Genomic DNA, 17,138 nt, shown 5'->3' with positions numbered 1-17,138 from the left:
ACGCACCGGAGCGGTCGCTCGCGCGGGTACTCCGCGAGCGACCGCTCCGGTCCGGGTCAGGTCTTCTTGCGGGCCGTCATGGCGCGCTGGATCAGGATGAACGCGCACAGCAGCACACCGGTGGCGATCTTCGTCCACCAGGAGCTGAGCGTGCCCTCGAACTGGATGATGCTCTTGATCAGGCCCAGGACGAGGACGCCGAAGAGGGTGCCGAGGACATAGCCGGAGCCGCCCGTCAGCAGCGTGCCGCCGATCACGACCGCGGCGATCGCGTCGAGTTCCATGCCGGTGGCGTGCAGCGGGTCGCCGGACTGGATGTACAGGGTGAAGAGCAGCCCGGCCAGGGCCGAGCAGAAGCCGCTCACCGTGTACACGGCGATCTTGGTGCCGCCCTGCGGCAGGCCCATCAGCAGGGCCGACTGCTCGTTGCCGCCGATGGCGTACACCCGCCGTCCGAAGCGTGTGTAGTGCAGGACGTAGAAGGCGACTGCGAGGACGACGAGCGAGACGATGGCGCCGACCGACAGGAAGCCCACCCCCAGCGACGCCTGCGCCTGCGCCAGGCTGCTCACCGTGGAGTCGCCGATGGAGATCGACTCCTTGCTGATGACCAGGCACAGGCCCCGGAAGAGGAAGAGTCCCGCGAGGGTCACGATGAAGGGCTGGATCTCGAAGTTGTGGATCACATAGCCCATCAGGAAGCCGCCGAAGGCTCCCACGCCCAGGGCGATGGGGACGACGACCAGGATGGGCAGGCCCTGCTTCTCCACCAGCCATGCGGTGAGCATGGTCGTGAAGCCGATCACCGAGCCCACCGACAGGTCGATGCCGCCGGAGAGGATCACGAAGGTGGCGCCGACGGCGGCGACCAGGAGATAGCCGTTGTCGATGAACAGGTTGAGGAAGACCTGGGGTTCGCCGAAGCCGTAGTTCGTGTAGCGGCTCAGGCCCGCGCCGTACATCACGAGGAAGAGCGTGGCGGTCACCAGGACGGGCAGGCGCCGGTCGCCGAGCAGCCGCGTGGCCCTGGACGGCGTACGACCGCTGTCGGTGGCCGTGGGGGTCTGGGTGGCCGTGCTCATCACGACACCTCCATCTTGGGGGCCGTCGCGGTCGAAGGGGTGGTGTCCGTCGGGGTGGCGGACGGCTTGCCGCCGCCCTTGGCGCCGAACCTGGCGCCGAAGACCTTCGCGCGGAACTTCGGGGACTGGAGCAGGCAGACGACGATGACGACGGCGGCCTTGAAGACCAGGTTGGTCTGGGTCGGTACGCCGATGGTGTAGATCGTGGTGGTCAGGGTCTGGATGACGAGGGCCCCGACCACCGTGCCGCCGATCGAGAACCGGCCGCCGAGCAGGGACGTACCGCCGATGACGACGGCCAGGATCGCGTCCAGCTCGATCCACAGGCCGGCGTTGTTGCCGTCCGCCGCCGAGGTGTTGGAGCTGATCATCAGGCCCGCGATGCCCGCGCACAGGGCGCAGAAGACGTACACCATGATCTTGATACGGCGGGAGCGGATGCCGACCAGACGGCTGGCCTCGGCGTTGCCGCCGACCGCCTCGACGAGGAGGCCGAGGGCGGTCCTGCGGGTGAGGGCGACCGTGACGGCGACGACCGCGGCGACCACGAAGATGGAGAAGGGCAGGGTCAGCCAGTAGCCGCCGCCGATCAGCTTGTACGGCTCGCTGTTGATGGTGATGATCTGGCCGTCGGTGATCAGCTGGGCCACACCGCGGCCCGCGACCATGATGATCAGCGTGGCGATGATGGGCTGGATGCCCATCCGGGCGACCAGGAAGCCGTTCCACAGACCGCAGACCACCGCCGCCACCAGGCCGATGCCCATCGCCAGGAAGACTCCGGCGAGGGCGCCCTGGTCCGACTGGTCGCTGATGTACGAGCAGGTCAGGGCGCCGGTGATGGCGACGACCGCGCCGACGGAGAGGTCGATGCCGCCGGTCGCGATGACCAGGGTCATGCCGACCGCCACCAGGATCAGCGGCGAGCCGAACAGCACGATGGAGACGAGGCTGCCGTAGAGGTGGCCGTCCGTCATCTTGATCGCGAAGAAGTCGGGGGTGAAGGGGACGTTGATCAGCAGCAGGAGGACCAGCACGGCCACCGGCCAGAACAGGTGGTGCTGCGTCAGCGCTCGCCAACGGGGCGTGGTGGTCACTGGTGCTCTCCGCTCGCGATGGTCTCCAGGATCCGGGTGGGCGTGATCTCCGGCCCGTTGGCGATCCGGGCGACCAGCTTGCGGTCGCGCAGCACGCCGATGGTGTGGCTGAGCCGGAGGACTTCCTCCAGCTCGGCCGCGATGTACAGCACGGACATGCCGTCCTCGGAGAGCGAGACGACGAGCTTCTGGATCTCCGCCTTGGCGCCGACGTCGATGCCGCGTGTCGGCTCGTCGAGGATCAGCAGCTTCGGCTGGGTGATCAACCAGCGGGCCAGGAGCACCTTCTGCTGGTTGCCGCCGCTCAACTGCCCTACTCGGGCCTCCGGGTTGGCGGGGCGGATGTCGAGGGCCTTGATGTACTTGGCGACGAGTTCGTCGCGCTGGGCGGCCGGGATGGGGCGGGTCCAGCCGCGGGCCGCCTGGAGGGCGAGGATGATGTTCTCCCGCACCGTGAGGTCGGGGACCAGGCCCTCGGTCTTGCGGTTCTCCGAGCAGAAGGCGACGCCCGCGCCGATGGCGTCGTTCGGGGCGCTCATCGAGACCTGCTTGCCGTCGATGGTGACCTTGCCGCTGTCGGGCTGGTCGGCGCCGAAGAGCAGCCGGGCGAGTTCGGTTCGGCCGGAGCCGAGGAGACCGGCGAGGCCGACGACCTCGCCCTTGTTGACCTCCAGGTCGAAGGGGTCGATGCCGCCCTTCCTGCCGAGACCGTCCGCCCGGACCAGCGGCTCGCCGACCTCGGCGTGCAGCTGGTGCTCGTGGAGCCCCTCCAGCTGGTCCATGGCCTTGCCGATCATCAGCTGGATCAGGCCGACCTGGTCCAGGTCGCTGACCATGTGCTCGCCGACGAGGGTGCCGTTGCGCAGGACGGTCATGCGGTCGCAGATCTCGTAGATCTGGTCGAGGAAGTGCGAGACGAAGAGGATCGCCACGCCCTCGTCCCTCAACTGCCGCATCAGGCGGAAGAGTTCGAGGACCTCGTCGCGGTCGAGGCTGGAGGTCGGCTCGTCGAGGACCAGCACCTTGGTGCCGGCTCCGGCGCCGTCGCTGTCGCCGGTGCCCACCGACCGTACGATCGCGACCAGTTGCTGCACGGCCAGCGGGTACGAGGACAGCGGCGCGGTGACGTCGATGTCGAGGCCGAGGCGGTCGACGAGTTCCGCGGCCTCCTTGCGCATCTGCTTCCACTGGATGCGGCCGAAGCGGGTCGGCTCACGGCCGATGAAGATGTTCTCCGCCACCGAGAGGTTGGGGCAGAGGTTCACCTCCTGGTAGACGGTGCTGATGCCGGCCTGCTGCGCCTGGAGGGGGCTGGCGATGCGGACGGACTTCCCGTCGAGGGTGACGGTTCCGCCGTCCAGCGAGTAGACGCCGGTCAGCACCTTGATCAGGGTGGATTTGCCGGCGCCGTTCTCGCCCATCAGGGCGTGTATCTCGCCGGGGAAGAGCCGGAAGTCGACACCCGACAGAGCCCGTACCCCCGGAAACTCCTTGACTATGCCCGTCATCTCCAGGACGGGCCGCGGCTCTGCCATGGCAGCGCTCCTCTTGGATCTTGGATCTGGTTCAGGCCCGCGGGGAGCCCCCGTGCGTGGGGACTCCCCGGGATGAACGCGGTCGGTCAGTACTTGCGGGTGGGGAGGGCGGCGGCGGCCTGGTCCTGCATGAAGTCGCCCTCCTTGGTCTTGATCCAGCGCTCGACCGACTGACCGTCCTTGACCTTCTGGACGACCTCCATCAGCTGGGGGCCGAGCAGCGGGTTGCACTCGACGATGGCGTTGATCTTGCCCTCGGACATGGCCACGAAGCCGTCCTTCACGCCGTCGATCGAGACGATCAGGATGTCCTTGCCGGGCTTCTTGCCGGCCGCCTCGATGGACTGGATGGCGCCGATGGCCATGTCGTCGTTGTGCGCGAAGAGGACGTTGATGTCCGGGTTGGACTGGAGGAAGGCGGCCATGACCTGCTTGCCGCCGGCGCGGGTGAAGTCACCGGTCTGGCTGACGACGATCTTCCAGTCGTCCGCGTGGTCGGCCTCCATGACCTCCTTGAAGCCCTTGGCGCGCTCGATCGCGGGGGCGGCGCCGGTGGTGCCCTCCAGCTGGGCGATCTTCACGTCGCCCTTGAGGCCGGCCTTCGCGATGACCTTCTCCAGGATCTTGCCGGCGCGGCGGCCCTCGTCCGTGAAGTCGGAGCCGACCAGGGTGACGTACAGGGACTCGTCGGAGGTCTCGACGGAGCGGTCGGTGAGGACCACCGGGATCTTCTTGGCCTTGGCCTCCTTGAGCACCGCGTCCCAGCCGGTGACGACCACCGGCGAGAAGGCGATGACGTCCACGCCCTGGGTGATGTAGCTGCGGATCGCGGAGATCTGGTTCTCCTGCTTCTGCTGCGCGTCGGAGAACTTGAGGGTGTAGCCCGCGTCCTTGGCGGCGGCCTTCACCGAGTCGGTGTTGGCGCTGCGCCAGCCGCTCTCGGAGCCGACCTGGGAGAAGCCGAGGACGAGCGCCTTGCTGCCGCCGGAGCCGGTGGAGGAGCTGTCGTCCTCCTTGGCGCAGGCCGCCAGGCCCGTCGCCGCCGCCACGCCGACCGCCGCGGTGAGGAAGTTCCTTCTGCTGAGCATGTTCTTCTCCTTTGAAGAGCCGGTCCGGGGCCGGACCACTGGTGCTCGATGGGACCGGCCGCACTGCGTCCAGCCTGTCGATCATCGTTCGAGATATCGGACATACGGGAGGGGAAGTCGATCAGTCGGTGCCGGTGGTGCCGGGTCAGCCGGGAGCGGTGCCCGGTTGCGGGAGGTACGGGAAAGTACTGGCGCGGACGACGAGTTGGGGCTCGATGGCGATCCGGGAGGACTCGTCGGGCGTGCGGCCCTCGATGAGGTCGAGGAGGAGGCCGATGCTCCGCTTGCCCACCGTCGCGAAGTCCTGCCGGACGGTGGTGAGCGGCGGAGCGAAGAACTCCGACTCCGGGATGTCGTCGAAGCCGACCACCGCGACGTCCTCGGGGGTGCGCACCCCCGCCTCCCGCAGCGCCCGCAACACCCCCAGCGCCATCTGGTCGTTGGCGACGAAGACGGCGGTGAGACCGCGGCCCACCCAGCCGGCCAGTTCCTGGCCCGCACGGTAGCCGGACAGCGGGCTCCAGTCACCCCCCAGCGGCACCGGCGGTGCGACACCCGCCTCTTCGAGGGTCGCCCGCCAGCCGTCGGCCCGGTCCACGGCCTCCTGCCAGTCCTCCGGCCCGGCGAGATGCCAGACCGTGCGGTGGCCGGAGGCGAGCAGATGGCCGGTGGCCAGCCGGGCGCCGGCGCACTGGTCCACGTTGACGCTGGGGATCTCCACACCGGAGCCGGTCCCCACGGCCACCACCGGAAAGGGCCGGCGGAGTTCGATGAGGGCCTCGACCGCGGAGCGCTGCGGGGCGAGGGCGATCACCCCCTCCACCCCGCCCTCGCTGAGGTGGTCCAGCGCCTCGGCCACCGTCTCCACCGTCAGTCTGCGCAGACCGACCGTCGAGACCACGTACCCTTCGGCGCGCGCCGCCTCCTCCAGCGCGAACAGCGTGCTGGCGGGCCCGTAGAGCGTGGTGTCGGAGGCGACGACCCCGAGGGTGCGGGTGCGCCGGGTGGCCAGGGCACGGGCGGAGGAGTTGCGGCGGTAGCCCATCTCCTCGATCGCGCGCTGCACCCGGATCCGGGTCTCGTCCCGCACGTTGGGGTGGTCCCCCAGCACCCGGGACACGGTCTGGTGGGACACCCCGGCCAGCCGGGCCACATCGGCCATGGTGGGCGGCCGTTGCGGTACATCGGTCTGCAAGTGGCCCACGGCTGCACCCCCTTGACGTTCGGCTGCGGACAAGTCCCTTGGTCTGGACCGCTGTTGCTTCGCCATCGACCCCCTCAGGTTGTCGCCCGGTGACGACCGGCGAATGCGGACGTCATTGTGAGCGCTAACAATCAACGGCGGTCAAGAGGGCTGCGCGAAGGGGGCCGTCACGGTTGGATAACGCGGCAGACAAAGGGTGACAGGGGTGTCGCCCCGCGATGTGGGAACGGACGGCGGCCGTCCAAGACACCCACAGGGTTCTACGTCCGGACCATTGACACCCCCGCCCGGTCCTCCTTACTGTCGCGACAGCATTTCGAACAAGTGACGAAATCTCGAACAATCCAAAGAGGACTAGGGAGTACCGTGCGCATCACGGGAATCAGCACGCACGTGGTCGGGACGCCGTGGCGGAACCTGACCTACGTCCAGGTGCACACCGACGAGGGGCTCACCGGCGTCGGCGAGACCCGCATGCTGGGCCACACCGACGCCCTGCTCGGCTATCTGCGGGAGGCCGAGACCAACCACATTCTCGGTTCCGACCCGTTCGCTGTCGAGGACCTCGTCAAGAGGATGAAGTACGGCGACTACGGCCGGGCCGGAGAGATCGTCATGTCCGGCATCGCCGTCATCGAGATGGCCTGCTGGGACATCAAGGGCAAGGCCCTCGGCGTCCCCGTCTGGCAGCTGCTCGGCGGCAAGGTCACCGACAAGGTCAAGGCGTACGCCAACGGCTGGTACACCACCGAGCGCACCCCCGAGGCGTACCACAAGGCCGCTCAGGGGGTCATGGAGCGCGGGTACAAGGCGCTGAAGATCGACCCCTTCGGCACCGGCCACTTCGAGCTGGACCACGAGCAGAGCCTGTACGCCGTCTCCCTGATCGAGGCCGTCCGCGACGCCATCGGCCCGGACGCCGAGCTGATGCTGGAGATGCACGGCCGCTTCTCCCCCGCCACCGCCGTGCGGCTCGCCAAGGACCTCGCGCCCTTCAAGCCCGCGTGGCTGGAGGAGCCCTGCCCGCCGGAGAACCTGAAGGCGCTGGAGAAAGTCGCCGCCAAGGTCGACATCCCGGTCGCCACCGGTGAGCGCATCCACGACCGGATCGAGTTCCGCGAGCTCTTCGAGAGCCAGGCCGTGGACATCATCCAGCCCGACGTCGGCCACATCGGCGGCATCTGGGAGACCCGCAAGCTGGCCGCGACCGCCGAGACGCACTACGTGCTCGTCGCCCCGCACAACGTGGGCGGCCCGGTGCTGACCGCCGCCTCGCTCCAGGTCGGTTTCACCTCCCCGAACTTCAAGATCCTGGAGCACTTCAACGACTTCGCGGACGCGGAGATCAAGAAGGTGGTCAAGGGGGCGCCCGAGGTCGTGGACGGCTACTTCCACCTCTCCGACGCGCCCGGCCTCGGCGTCGAGCTGGACGTGGACGCGGCGGCGGAGTTCCCGCAGCAGCAGGCCCGGTTCGACCTGTGGGCCGAGGGCTGGGAGCAGCGCAAGCCGAAGGGCTCCCAGTGAGCACACGAGTCGTCATCGAGGCGCCGGGCGAGCATCGCCTGGACCCGCACGACCCTCGGCAGCCGGAGGCGGGCGAGGCGCTGGTGCGCGTGCACGCCGTCGGCATCTGCGGCAGCGACCGCGAGGTCTACCAGGGCAACCGGCCCGAGGGGTACGTCCGTTACCCGCTCACGCCGGGCCACGAGTGGTCCGGGACGGTGGAGGCGGTCGGCACCGGTGTGCCGACCACCCTCGTCGGCCGCAAGGTCGTCGGTGAGGGCTTCCGCAACTGCCAGGTGTGCGACCGCTGCCACGCGGGCGAGACGACGCTGTGCACCTCCGGGTACGAGGAGACGGGGTTCACCCAGCCGGGCGCGATGGCCGGCACGCTCACGCTGCCCGCGCGCCTGCTCCATGTCCTGCCGGACGACGCGGACCTGACCGCCGCGGCCCTGCTGGAGCCGGCCGCCTGCATCGCGGCCGCCGCGCTCAAGGCGAACGCCGTTCCCGGCGAGCGGGTGGCCGTCGTGGGCACCGGGACGCTCGGGATGTTCGCCGTCCAGTTCCTGAAGGCGGGCTCGCCGTCCGAACTGCTCGTGGTGGGCACCCGGCCCGACCGGGCGGAGCTCTCGAAGGCCTTCGGCGCCACGGACTTCCGTACCCGGGACCAGGAGCTCCCCGACGACTTCGACGTCGTGATCGAGACCGCCGGGTCCGCGTCCGCCGCGCGCACCGCGGCCTCCCTGCTCCGGCGCGGCGGCCGTCTGGTCCTGACGGGCATCCCGGCGCCGGGCGCCGAGGGCCTGGACCCGACGGACCTCGTCGTACGGCAGCTGGAGGTGCACACCGTGTTCGGGGCACCCCCGGACGCCTGGGCGCACACCGTGCGGGTCTTCGGCGCCGGGTTGCTCGACCCGCTGCCGCTGGTCACGCACGAGCTGGCGCTCGACCGGTTCCCGGAGGCGATCGAGCTGGTCGGGTCCGGTGATCCGAAGGTGGGCAAGGTACTGCTCCGCCCCTAGACGTACGCCGGTACGGGGTGTCCTGACCACTCCGTACCGGCGTACCCCAAGCCCCGCACACATCAGGCCGCGAACCTTGTCCGAAATATCGAACCCGAAGGACACCTTGTGACGACCGACGCTTCCGCCACGGAGGCCCGCCGACCCGGTGAGCAGGCCCTCACCGCGCTCGGCCTGGGCGCGCCCGCCCTCGACCCTGCCGACGCCTCGCCGCACACCTTCCCCGGCGGCGGCAAGTGGCGCACCGAGATCCCCTCGTGCGAGGGTCCCGAAGCGCTGGCCGTCGTCCTGAAGGAAGCCTCGCGGCTCGATGTGCCGATCCACCGGATCAGCCAGGGCAGCGGTGTGTGGATGCTGACCGACGCCGAGATCACCGAGATGGTCGAGGCGACCGGCGAACGCGACATCGAGCTCTGCCTGTTCACCGGCCCGCGCGGCACCTGGGACATCGGCGGCTCGGTCCGGACCGACTCGCGCGGCGGCGGCCTGCGGGCCCGCGGCCACGACGCGGTCGCCGGATGTGTCGAAGACGCCGTCCGGGCAACGGAGTTGGGCGTCCAGTGCCTGCTCGTCGCCGACGAGGGCGTGCTGTGGACGCTGCACCGGGCGCGCGCCGCGGGCATCATCCCGGCCGACACCACACTGAAGTTGAGCGCGCTCGTCGGTCCGGTCAACCCGGTCTCGTTCGCGGTCTACGAGAACCTGGGCGCCGACTCCATCAACGTGCCCAGCGATCTGACGCTCGATCACCTCACCGAGATCCGGCGGGTGTCGGCCGCCCCGATGGACATGTACATCGAGGCCCCCGACGACCTCGGCGGTTATGTGCGGATGTACGAGGTCGCCGAGCTGATCCGGCGCGGCGCACCGCTCTACCTGAAGTTCGGCCTGTCCAAGGCTCCCGGGATCTACCCCTACGGCCACCACATGCGCGACCTGACCCTGAACACGGCCAGGGAACGGGTGCGGCGGGGGCGGCTCGCTCTGGACCTGCTCGCGCGGCACGGAGCGGACGGCGACATGGCGCCGCTCGGCTCCCGGCTGCCGGGCGCACTGCAACGGTTCGGAACACCCTCATAACGTTCCAGGCAACGCCTCTTCACAGAAGCAGACGCAGCCGCACACAATCCCACACACCTGTTCTCGGTCACGACATCAAGGATGATGATCATGCGCACTCGTCGAGCCGCACTCACCGCCATAGCCGGCGCCGCCTCCCTCGCCCTCACCCTCTCCGCCTGCGGCCAGGACAGCGAGGGCGGCAGCAAGGAGTCGACCGGCAGCTCGAAGGGGGGCACGATCGGCATCGCGATGCCGACCAAGTCCTCCGAGCGCTGGATCGCCGACGGCAACAACGTCGTCAAGAACCTCGAATCCAAGGGCTACAAGACCAAGCTGGTCTACGGCGAGGACGACCCGGACCAGCAGGTCTCGCAGATCGAGAACCTGATCACCCAGGGCGTCAAGGGCCTGATCGTCGCGGCCATCGACAACAAGTCGCTGAACAACGTGCTCCAGCAGGCCAAGGACGCCAAGATCCCGGTCATCGCCTACGACCGGCTGATCCTCGGCACGCCGAACGTCGACTACTACGCGTCGTTCGACAACACCAAGGTCGGTGAGCTCCAGGCCAGTTACATCGTCGACAAGCTCGGCCTGAAGAGCGGCAAGGGCCCCTTCAACATCGAGCTGTTCGCCGGCTCCAACGACGACAACAACACCAAGTACTTCTTCAACGGCGCGATGAGCGTGCTCCAGCCGTACATCGACAGCAAGAAGCTCGTCGTCAAGTCCGGCCAGACCAAGCTCACCCAGGTCACCACCCTGCGCTGGGACGGGGCGACCGCCCAGAAGCGCATGGAGGACATCCTCACCTCGACCTACGGCAGCGCCAAGGTCGACGCGGTCCTCTCGCCGTACGACGGCATCTCCATCGGCATCCTCGCCGCGCTCAAGTCGGACGGCTACGGCTCCGGCAGCAAGGCGCTCCCGGTCATCACCGGCCAGGACGCCGAGCTCGCCTCGGTGAAGTCGATCATCGCGGGCCAGCAGACGCAGACCGTCTACAAGGACACCCGCAAGCTCGCCGAGGTCGCCTCGACGATGGTGGACGACGTCCTCAACGGCAAGAAGCCCGAGGTCAACGACACCAAGACGTACGACAACGGCTCCAAGGTCGTCCCGGCCTACCTGCTCCAGCCGGTGAGCGTCGACAAGAGCAACTACACCAAGGAACTGGTCGACACGGGCTACTACAAGGCGAGCGAGCTCAACTAGCCGGTCCCTCCCCTGTCGGTCCATCCCCCTGATTGAAAGGCACGACCATGGCGGGACCCGTCCTGGAAATGCGCTCGATCGTCAAGACCTTTCCCGGCGTCAAAGCGCTGTCGGACGTCACTCTGACCGTCCGTCAGGGCGAGGTCCATGCCATCTGCGGTGAGAACGGCGCCGGTAAGTCCACCTTGATGAAGGTGCTCTCCGGCGTCCATCCGCACGGCACGTACGAGGGCGACATCCTCTTCGAGGGAGACGTCGTCTCGTTCAAGGACATCCGGGCGAGCGAGCAGCACGGCATCGTGATCATCCATCAGGAACTGGCCCTGGTGCCGTTCCTGTCGATCGCGGAGAACATCTTCCTCGGCAACGAACACGCCTCGGGCGGGTTCATCAACTGGAACGAGACGCTGAAGCACGCCACCGAGCTGCTGCGCCGGGTGGGTCTGAGCGACCACCCGGAGACCCGGATCGCCGACATCGGCGTGGGCAAGCAGCAGCTGGTGGAGATCGCCAAGGCGCTGTCCAAGAAGGTGAAGCTGCTCATCCTCGACGAGCCGACCGCGGCTCTGAACGACGAGGACAGCGGCAAACTCCTGGATCTCATCCTGGAGTTGAAGAAGCAGGGCATCACCTCGATCATCATCTCCCACAAGCTCAACGAGATCCGCCGGGTCGCCGACTCGGTAACGATCATCCGCGACGGGAAGTCGATCGAGACCCTGGACGTGAAGGCCCCGGAGACCACCGAGGACCGGATCATCACGGGCATGGTCGGGCGCGACCTCGACCACCGCTTCCCCGACCGCACCCCCTACGAGGGCGAGTCGGACGCGGCCCCGGCCCTTGAGATCCGCAACTGGACGGTCCACCACCCGATCGACCAGACCCGCAAGGTGGTCGACGACGTGTCGGTCCACGTGCGCCGCGGTGAGATCGTCGGCATCGCGGGACTCATGGGCGCGGGACGCACCGAGCTGGCGATGAGCGTGTTCGGGCGCACCTACGGCCGGCACGCGGGCGGCCAGGTCTTCAAGGACGGCGAGGAGATCCGTACGAAGACCGTCGCCGAGGCGGTCGAGCACGGCATCGCGTACGTCACCGAGGACCGCAAGCACTACGGCCTCAACCTCATCGACAACATCAACCGCAACATCTCGCTGACCGCCCTGGGCAAGGTCGCGAAGCGCGGTGTGGTCGACGAGCACGAGGAGCGCAAGGTCGCCGAGCGCTTCCGCAAGTCCATGAACATCAAGGCGCCGACCGTCTTCGAGACGGTGGGCCGGCTGTCCGGCGGCAACCAGCAGAAGGTCGTCCTCAGCAAATGGATCTTCGCGGGTCCCGACGTGCTGATCCTGGACGAGCCGACGCGCGGTATCGACGTGGGCGCCAAGTACGAGATCTACACGGTCATCGACCAGCTGGCCGCCGAGGGCAAGGCGGTCGTCTTCATCTCCTCCGAGCTGCCGGAGCTGCTCGGCATGTGCGACCGCATCTACACCATGTCCGCCGGGCGGCTGACGGGTGAGGTCCCGCGGGCGGAGGCCACGCAGGAAGTGCTGATGCGCCAGATGACGAAGGACAAAGAGGTAACGCGATGAGCACCGATGTGACCAAGATCCCGGCCTCGGCGCCGCCCGGCAAGAGCGGGGACTCGGCCTCCGACGGCCTGCTCCAGCTGATGCTGAACGGCCTGCGCCGCAACATGCGCCAGTACGGCATGCTGATCGCGCTCGGTCTGATCGTCGTGCTGTTCGCGGTGTGGACCGACGGCGACCTGCTGCTGCCGCGCAACGTCTCCAACCTGGTGCTCCAGAACAGCTACATCCTGATCCTCGCGATCGGCATGATGCTGGTGATCATCGCGGGCCACATCGACCTGTCGGTCGGTTCGCTGACCGCGTTCGTGGGCGGCTTCGCGGCCGTCCTGACGGTGCAGCACCATGTGCCATGGCCCGTCGCACTGCTCCTGTGCCTGGCCGTGGGCGCGGTGGCCGGCTCGGCACAGGGCTTCCTGATCGCCTACTTCGGCATACCGTCCTTCATCGTGACCCTCGCGGGCATGCTGATCTTCCGCGGTCTGACGGAGATCTTCCTGAAGGGCCAGACCCTCGGCCCCTTCCCCGACGGCCTCCAGAAGATGGGCAACGGCTTCCTCCCGGAGGTCGGCCCCGACACCAACTACCACAACCTCACCCTGCTGCTGGGCTTCGTCGTGCTGGCCTTCGTGCTCCTCCAGGAGATCCGGGACCACAAGCGTCAGCAGGAGTTCTCCCTGGAGGTGGCGCCCAGGAACCTGTTCCTGATCAAGCTCGTCGCCATCTCCGCCGCGGTCCTCACCGTCACGATGCTGCTCGCCAGCTACCGGGGCGCCCCGATCATCCTGATCATCCTCGGCGCGCTGGTGGTCGGCTACGGCTACGTCATGCGCAACGCGGTCTTCGGCCGGCACATCTACGCGATCGGCGGCAACCTGCCGGCCGCGAAGCTGTCCGGCGTCAAGGACAAGAAGGTCACCTTCCTCGTCTTCCTGAACATGGGCGTGCTCGCGGCCCTGGCGGGTCTGGTGGTCGCCGCCCGGCTGAACGCGGCCTCCCCGAAGGCGGGCCTGAACTTCGAACTCGAAGCCATCGCCTCGTCGTTCATCGGCGGCGCGTCCATGAGCGGCGGCGTGGGTACCGTCCTCGGCGCGATCATCGGTGGTCTGGTCCTCGGCGTGCTGAACAACGGCATGAACCTCCTGAGCGTCGGCACCGACTGGCAGCAGGTCATCAAGGGTCTCGCCCTGCTGGCCGCGGTCGGTTTCGACGTGTGGAACAAGCGCAAGTCCGGTTCATGACGCACCTGTCGGGCCCCGCCGGAACGACCGGCGGGGCCCGCACCCCCACACCGTCGAGCAGGCTCTTCGGGACCCTCACCGACGGCACGAAGGTGCACATCTGGTCGCTGGCCAACGGCGGCACCCGGCTCAAGGTCCTGTCCTGGGGCGGTGTCGTGCAGTCCCTGGAACTCCCCGACCGGCACGGGCACCACGCCGACGTCTCCGCGGGCCTCGACACCATCGAGGACTACGCCACCCGGTCCCCGTACTTCGGCGCGCTGATCGGCCGCTACGGAAACCGCGTCGCCCAGGGGCGGTTCACGCTGGACGGCGAGAGCCACCAGCTCTCCGTCAACGACGGCGTCAACAGCCTGCACGGCGGTACCCAGGGCTTCGACAAGCGGGTGTGGGACGTCGAGCCGTTCACCGAGGGCTCCGACGTCGGCCTGCACCTCTCCCGCACGTCCGTCGACGGCGAGATGGGGTACCCGGGCACGCTCCGGGTGAAGGTGACGTACACCCTCACCGACCGGGGCGACTGGCGCATCGACTACGAGGCCACCACCGACAGGGCCACCGTCGTCAATCTCACCAGCCATGTGTACTGGAACCTCGGCGGCGCGGGCACCGGCACCGTCGAGGACCACGAGCTGGAGATCGCCGCGTCCCGCTACACCCCCACCGACGCGGGCCTCATCCCGACCGGTGAACTCGCTTCCGTGAGCGGCACGCCGTTCGACTTCCGCGAGGCGAAGCCGATCGGCCGGGACCTCCGCACCGGACACCCCCAGCTCCTCGCCGCCCAGGGCTTCGATCACAACTGGATCCTCGACAAGGGGATCACGGCCGAACCGGAGCACGTGGCGACCTTGCGCGACCCGCGCTCGGGCCGCACCCTGAAGATCGCCTCCACCGAGCCCGGCCTCCAGTTCTACTCGGGCAACTTCCTCGACGGCACCCTCACCGGCACCAGCGGTCGCACCTACCGCCAGGGCGACGCCCTGTGCCTGGAGACACAGCACTTCCCGGACTCGCCGAACCACCCGTCGTTCCCCTCGACGGTGCTGCGCCCGGGACAGACGTACAGGACGACGACGGTCCACTCGTTCGGCGCCTGACCTGCTGAGACGTCGGGATCGGGCGTGGGGTTCCCGAACTCACACTTCTTTCACACCCGTTGAACAGCGCCACGCAGGCATCCGTATGTAAGGGCGGCCCGTGCTCCCCCGCGCGGGCCACCCAATGACGACGGGCCCGGTCGTCCCCGCCGGGCCCGCCCCATACGGAGGTTCGATGGCCGACAACGTCACCTCGTTGTTCCGCAGCACCACTGCGCACAGCCCGTCCATGGCGGCGCTGGCGCGAGAGGGCGGTGACGGGACGGGGCCGGTGGACTTCTGTATCCCCTGCAATCCCTACTTTCCCACTCCGGCGATGATGGACACCATGGCCGCGCGGCTGAAGGACATCATCACCTACTACCCCAGCAGTGCCGACACGATCACCGCGGAGCTGTGCAATCTGCTCCAACTCCCGCCGCAGGCCGTGGCGATGGGCAACGGCTCCACCGAACTGATCACCTGGATCGACCACCTGCTGGTCCGTGAGTCCCTCGCCGTCCCGGTCCCCACCTTCGGCCGCTGGACCGACCAGCCGATGGAGACCGGCAAGCGGGTCGACATGTTCCCGCTCCAGGAGTCCAGCGGATTCGCCCTGGACCTCGCGCAGTACGCCGAGTTCATACGCACCCGGGGGACACGGGTCGCGGTCATCTGCAACCCGAACAACCCCGACGGCGGCTTCCTCCACAAGCACGCGCTCGTGCAGTTCATGGACGCCATGGCCGACCTGGACCTCATCGTCATCGACGAGTCGTTCCTGGAGTTCGCGGACGCCGAGCAGGAGCCGAGCGTCGTCCAGGAGGCGATGATCCGGCCCAACGTGATCGTGCTGCGCAGCCTCGGCAAGAACTTCGGCCTGCACGGCATCCGCTTCGGCTACATGGTCGCGAACCCCTCGCTGGCCGGCCGGGTCCGCTCGATGCTGCCGAAGTGGAACCTCAACGCCTTCGCCGAGTACGTGGTGTTCATGCTCAAGGAGCACGGCGCCGAGTACGCGCAGAGCCTCCACCAGGTCCGCCGGGACCGGCTCGACATGGCGAGCCAGCTCGCCGCGCTGCCCGGTCTGACCGTCTACCCCTCGCAGGGGAACTTCCTCTTCGTGCGCCTGCCCGTGGGCGCCGAGGGCACCGTGGTCCGGGACCGGATGCTCACCGAGCACCGGATCCTCGTCCGCGAGTGCGGCAACAAGATCGGGTCCTCCAGCCGCTTCCTGCGGCTCGTGGTGCGCCCCCAGGTGGACGTGCGTCGCCTGGTGTCCGGCCTGGAACAGGTGCTCTACGGGACCAGGAGGGGAGCCGCCGTGCCCGAGCTCGCTCAAGGGACCAGCTACAGCTCGGGTACGGCGGCAGTGGACCGGCTGGTCGGCCAGACCAACGGCGCCGGTATGCAGGGCCTCGCGGCGATGGCCGTAGGCGGCGGGGGGATGGTCGGTGGCGTCGGCGCTCCGATGCCGGTCGCCCAGCCGGTGGCGATGGCGGCGCCTTCCATGGGCGCGCAGTCCATGGGAGCGGGGATGCCGATGCCGGCCCAGATGCCGGCGCCGGTTCCGGCGCCCGCCCCGGTCCCGGCTCCCGCCCCCATGCAGATGCCCGCACCCGCCCCGCCCGCTCCGGCCCAGATGCCCTTCGGTACGCCGAGTGGGCCCACTCCGCCGGGAGTTCCGGCCCGAGGGGGGCTCACGGCCGCGCAGGTCCGGGGGATGACGGCCCCTGCGCCGGGAGCCCCGGAGGAGCTCTCCGCTGCGCCGGCCACCGGGTGGCCGAATGCGCAGAGTTGGCCCAACGCCGCAGGTATGGGGCAAGTCGGCTGATGGGCGACTGCGGGTCGTGGGGCTGATCCCGCAGTTCCCCTAGGACTGTGTTGGGACGCGTGCGCAACTCACCGACAGCAAGTGGGAGTTCATCGGGCCGTCTCTGCCGGTAGGCAGGCTCGGCCCGTACCCCGAGCGGTTCGGCGCCTGGCAGACCGTCTACAACCGTTTCATGCGTGGGCGCGACGCGGGCGTCTTTGTGGCCCTGCTGGAAGAGGCGATCGCCAAGGCCACCCGCAAGGACGAGATCGACATCTCCCTGTCAGCGCGGACTCCACCACCACACGGGCCCATCTTGATGCGGCTGGTATGCGGGTCAGCGAACAGACCCTGGCGGCGCTGGAGGAGGCGGTCTCACAAAAGGGGGGAACGTCCGAGGAACAAAGCGGACAGGACGGCAAAAGCGATCCCGCCCGCGGCGGGCTGACCAGCAAAATCCACCTCGCGGTCGAGCAGGGGCAAAAGCCCTTGTCGGTCGTGATCACGGCCGGGCAGCGGAGCGATTCCCTGCAGTTCGAAGCGGTCCTGGAGGCCATCTGGGTTCCGAGGGTGGGGCTCGGCAGGCCGCGCAAGCGGCCGGA

Annotated in this window: 13 protein-coding genes; 8 read left to right on the top strand and 5 right to left on the bottom strand. The window is 68.6% G+C overall.

Annotation, left to right across the window (positions count from 1 at the left end; translation table 11 throughout):
* Nucleotides 1-56: 56 nt before the first annotated feature.
* The 5 genes from yjfF to G3I78_RS26030 form a co-directional block, all read right to left on the bottom strand.
* Complete coding sequence (yjfF, locus tag G3I78_RS26050; protein WP_164428697.1) at nt 57-1,082, bottom strand: galactofuranose ABC transporter, permease protein YjfF; 1,026 nt, start codon at nt 1,080-1,082, stop codon at nt 57-59.
* Nucleotides 1,082-2,179: an ABC transporter permease gene (locus tag G3I78_RS26045; protein WP_031056051.1), complete on the bottom strand. Its 1,098-nt coding sequence runs from the start codon at nt 2,177-2,179 to the stop codon at nt 1,082-1,084. Before G3I78_RS26045 ends, yjfF begins: the two co-directional genes overlap by 1 nt.
* Nucleotides 2,176-3,714 carry a sugar ABC transporter ATP-binding protein gene (locus tag G3I78_RS26040; protein ID WP_164428695.1) on the bottom strand — a complete coding sequence of 513 codons (1,539 nt, stop codon included), beginning with the start codon at nt 3,712-3,714 and terminating at the stop codon, nt 2,176-2,178. Before G3I78_RS26040 ends, G3I78_RS26045 begins: the two co-directional genes overlap by 4 nt.
* 86 nt (nt 3,715-3,800) lie before the next feature.
* Entirely contained in the window at nt 3,801-4,802 is a 1,002-nt protein-coding gene (locus G3I78_RS26035; RefSeq protein WP_164428693.1) for an ABC transporter substrate-binding protein, read from the bottom strand.
* A gap of 145 nt (nt 4,803-4,947) precedes the next feature.
* Complete coding sequence (locus G3I78_RS26030; protein ID WP_164428987.1) at nt 4,948-5,964, bottom strand: LacI family DNA-binding transcriptional regulator; 1,017 nt, start codon at nt 5,962-5,964, stop codon at nt 4,948-4,950.
* A gap of 408 nt (nt 5,965-6,372) precedes the next feature.
* Here G3I78_RS26030 and G3I78_RS26025 point away from each other — a divergent pair, with 408 nt between their 5' ends.
* The 8 genes from G3I78_RS26025 (at nt 6,373) to G3I78_RS25990 (ending at nt 16,557) form a co-directional block, all read left to right on the top strand.
* Nucleotides 6,373-7,530, top strand: a complete 1,158-nt coding sequence (locus tag G3I78_RS26025; RefSeq protein ID WP_164428691.1) for a mandelate racemase/muconate lactonizing enzyme family protein — start codon at nt 6,373-6,375, stop codon at nt 7,528-7,530.
* Entirely contained in the window at nt 7,527-8,531 is a 1,005-nt protein-coding gene (locus G3I78_RS26020) for an alcohol dehydrogenase catalytic domain-containing protein (protein ID WP_164428689.1), read from the top strand. The genes G3I78_RS26025 and G3I78_RS26020 overlap by 4 nt, the downstream gene beginning before the upstream one ends.
* Nucleotides 8,532-8,639: 108 nt before the next feature.
* A complete protein-coding gene (locus G3I78_RS26015) occupies nt 8,640-9,611 on the top strand; it encodes a hypothetical protein (RefSeq protein ID WP_164428687.1) in 972 nt (323 codons plus the stop codon).
* A gap of 90 nt (nt 9,612-9,701) precedes the next feature.
* On the top strand, nt 9,702-10,808 hold the full coding sequence (chvE, locus tag G3I78_RS26010; RefSeq protein ID WP_164428685.1) for a multiple monosaccharide ABC transporter substrate-binding protein: 1,107 nt from the start codon (nt 9,702-9,704) through the stop codon (nt 10,806-10,808).
* Nucleotides 10,809-10,855: 47 nt separating this feature from the next.
* Nucleotides 10,856-12,406 carry a multiple monosaccharide ABC transporter ATP-binding protein gene (gene mmsA / locus G3I78_RS26005; RefSeq protein WP_164428683.1) on the top strand — a complete coding sequence of 517 codons (1,551 nt, stop codon included), beginning with the start codon at nt 10,856-10,858 and terminating at the stop codon, nt 12,404-12,406.
* Nucleotides 12,403-13,644: a multiple monosaccharide ABC transporter permease gene (mmsB, locus tag G3I78_RS26000; protein WP_164428681.1), complete on the top strand. Its 1,242-nt coding sequence runs from the start codon at nt 12,403-12,405 to the stop codon at nt 13,642-13,644. The genes mmsA and mmsB overlap by 4 nt, the downstream gene beginning before the upstream one ends.
* Nucleotides 13,641-14,744, top strand: a complete 1,104-nt coding sequence (locus tag G3I78_RS25995; RefSeq protein ID WP_164428679.1) for an aldose epimerase family protein — start codon at nt 13,641-13,643, stop codon at nt 14,742-14,744. Before mmsB ends, G3I78_RS25995 begins: the two co-directional genes overlap by 4 nt.
* Nucleotides 14,745-14,919: 175 nt before the next feature.
* Complete coding sequence (locus G3I78_RS25990) at nt 14,920-16,557, top strand: histidinol-phosphate transaminase (protein WP_164428677.1); 1,638 nt, start codon at nt 14,920-14,922, stop codon at nt 16,555-16,557.
* Nucleotides 16,558-17,138: the final 581 nt, after the last annotated feature.

The sequence above is a fragment of the Streptomyces sp. SID13726 genome (genome assembly GCF_010548375.1).
GTDB lineage: Bacteria > Actinomycetota > Actinomycetes > Streptomycetales > Streptomycetaceae > Streptomyces.
Note: the sequence above shows the minus strand (reverse complement) of the source record. Positions and strands in the feature narration are given on the sequence as shown.

Excerpts from the sequence above, each read along its gene's own strand:
- yjfF (WP_164428697.1), bottom strand. The coding sequence starts at position 1,082 with ATGAGCACGGCCACCCAGACCCCCACGGCCACCGACAGCGGTCGTACG.
- G3I78_RS26040 (WP_164428695.1), bottom strand. The coding sequence starts at position 3,714 with ATGGCAGAGCCGCGGCCCGTCCTGGAGATGACGGGCATAGTCAAGGAG.
- G3I78_RS26035 (WP_164428693.1), bottom strand. The coding sequence starts at position 4,802 with ATGCTCAGCAGAAGGAACTTCCTCACCGCGGCGGTCGGCGTGGCGGCG.
- G3I78_RS26030 (WP_164428987.1), bottom strand. The coding sequence starts at position 5,964 with ATGGCCGATGTGGCCCGGCTGGCCGGGGTGTCCCACCAGACCGTGTCC.
- chvE (WP_164428685.1), top strand. The coding sequence starts at position 9,702 with ATGCGCACTCGTCGAGCCGCACTCACCGCCATAGCCGGCGCCGCCTCC.
- mmsA (WP_164428683.1), top strand. The coding sequence starts at position 10,856 with ATGGCGGGACCCGTCCTGGAAATGCGCTCGATCGTCAAGACCTTTCCC.
- mmsB (WP_164428681.1), top strand. The coding sequence starts at position 12,403 with ATGAGCACCGATGTGACCAAGATCCCGGCCTCGGCGCCGCCCGGCAAG.
- G3I78_RS25995 (WP_164428679.1), top strand. The coding sequence starts at position 13,641 with ATGACGCACCTGTCGGGCCCCGCCGGAACGACCGGCGGGGCCCGCACC.
- G3I78_RS25990 (WP_164428677.1), top strand. The coding sequence starts at position 14,920 with ATGGCCGACAACGTCACCTCGTTGTTCCGCAGCACCACTGCGCACAGC.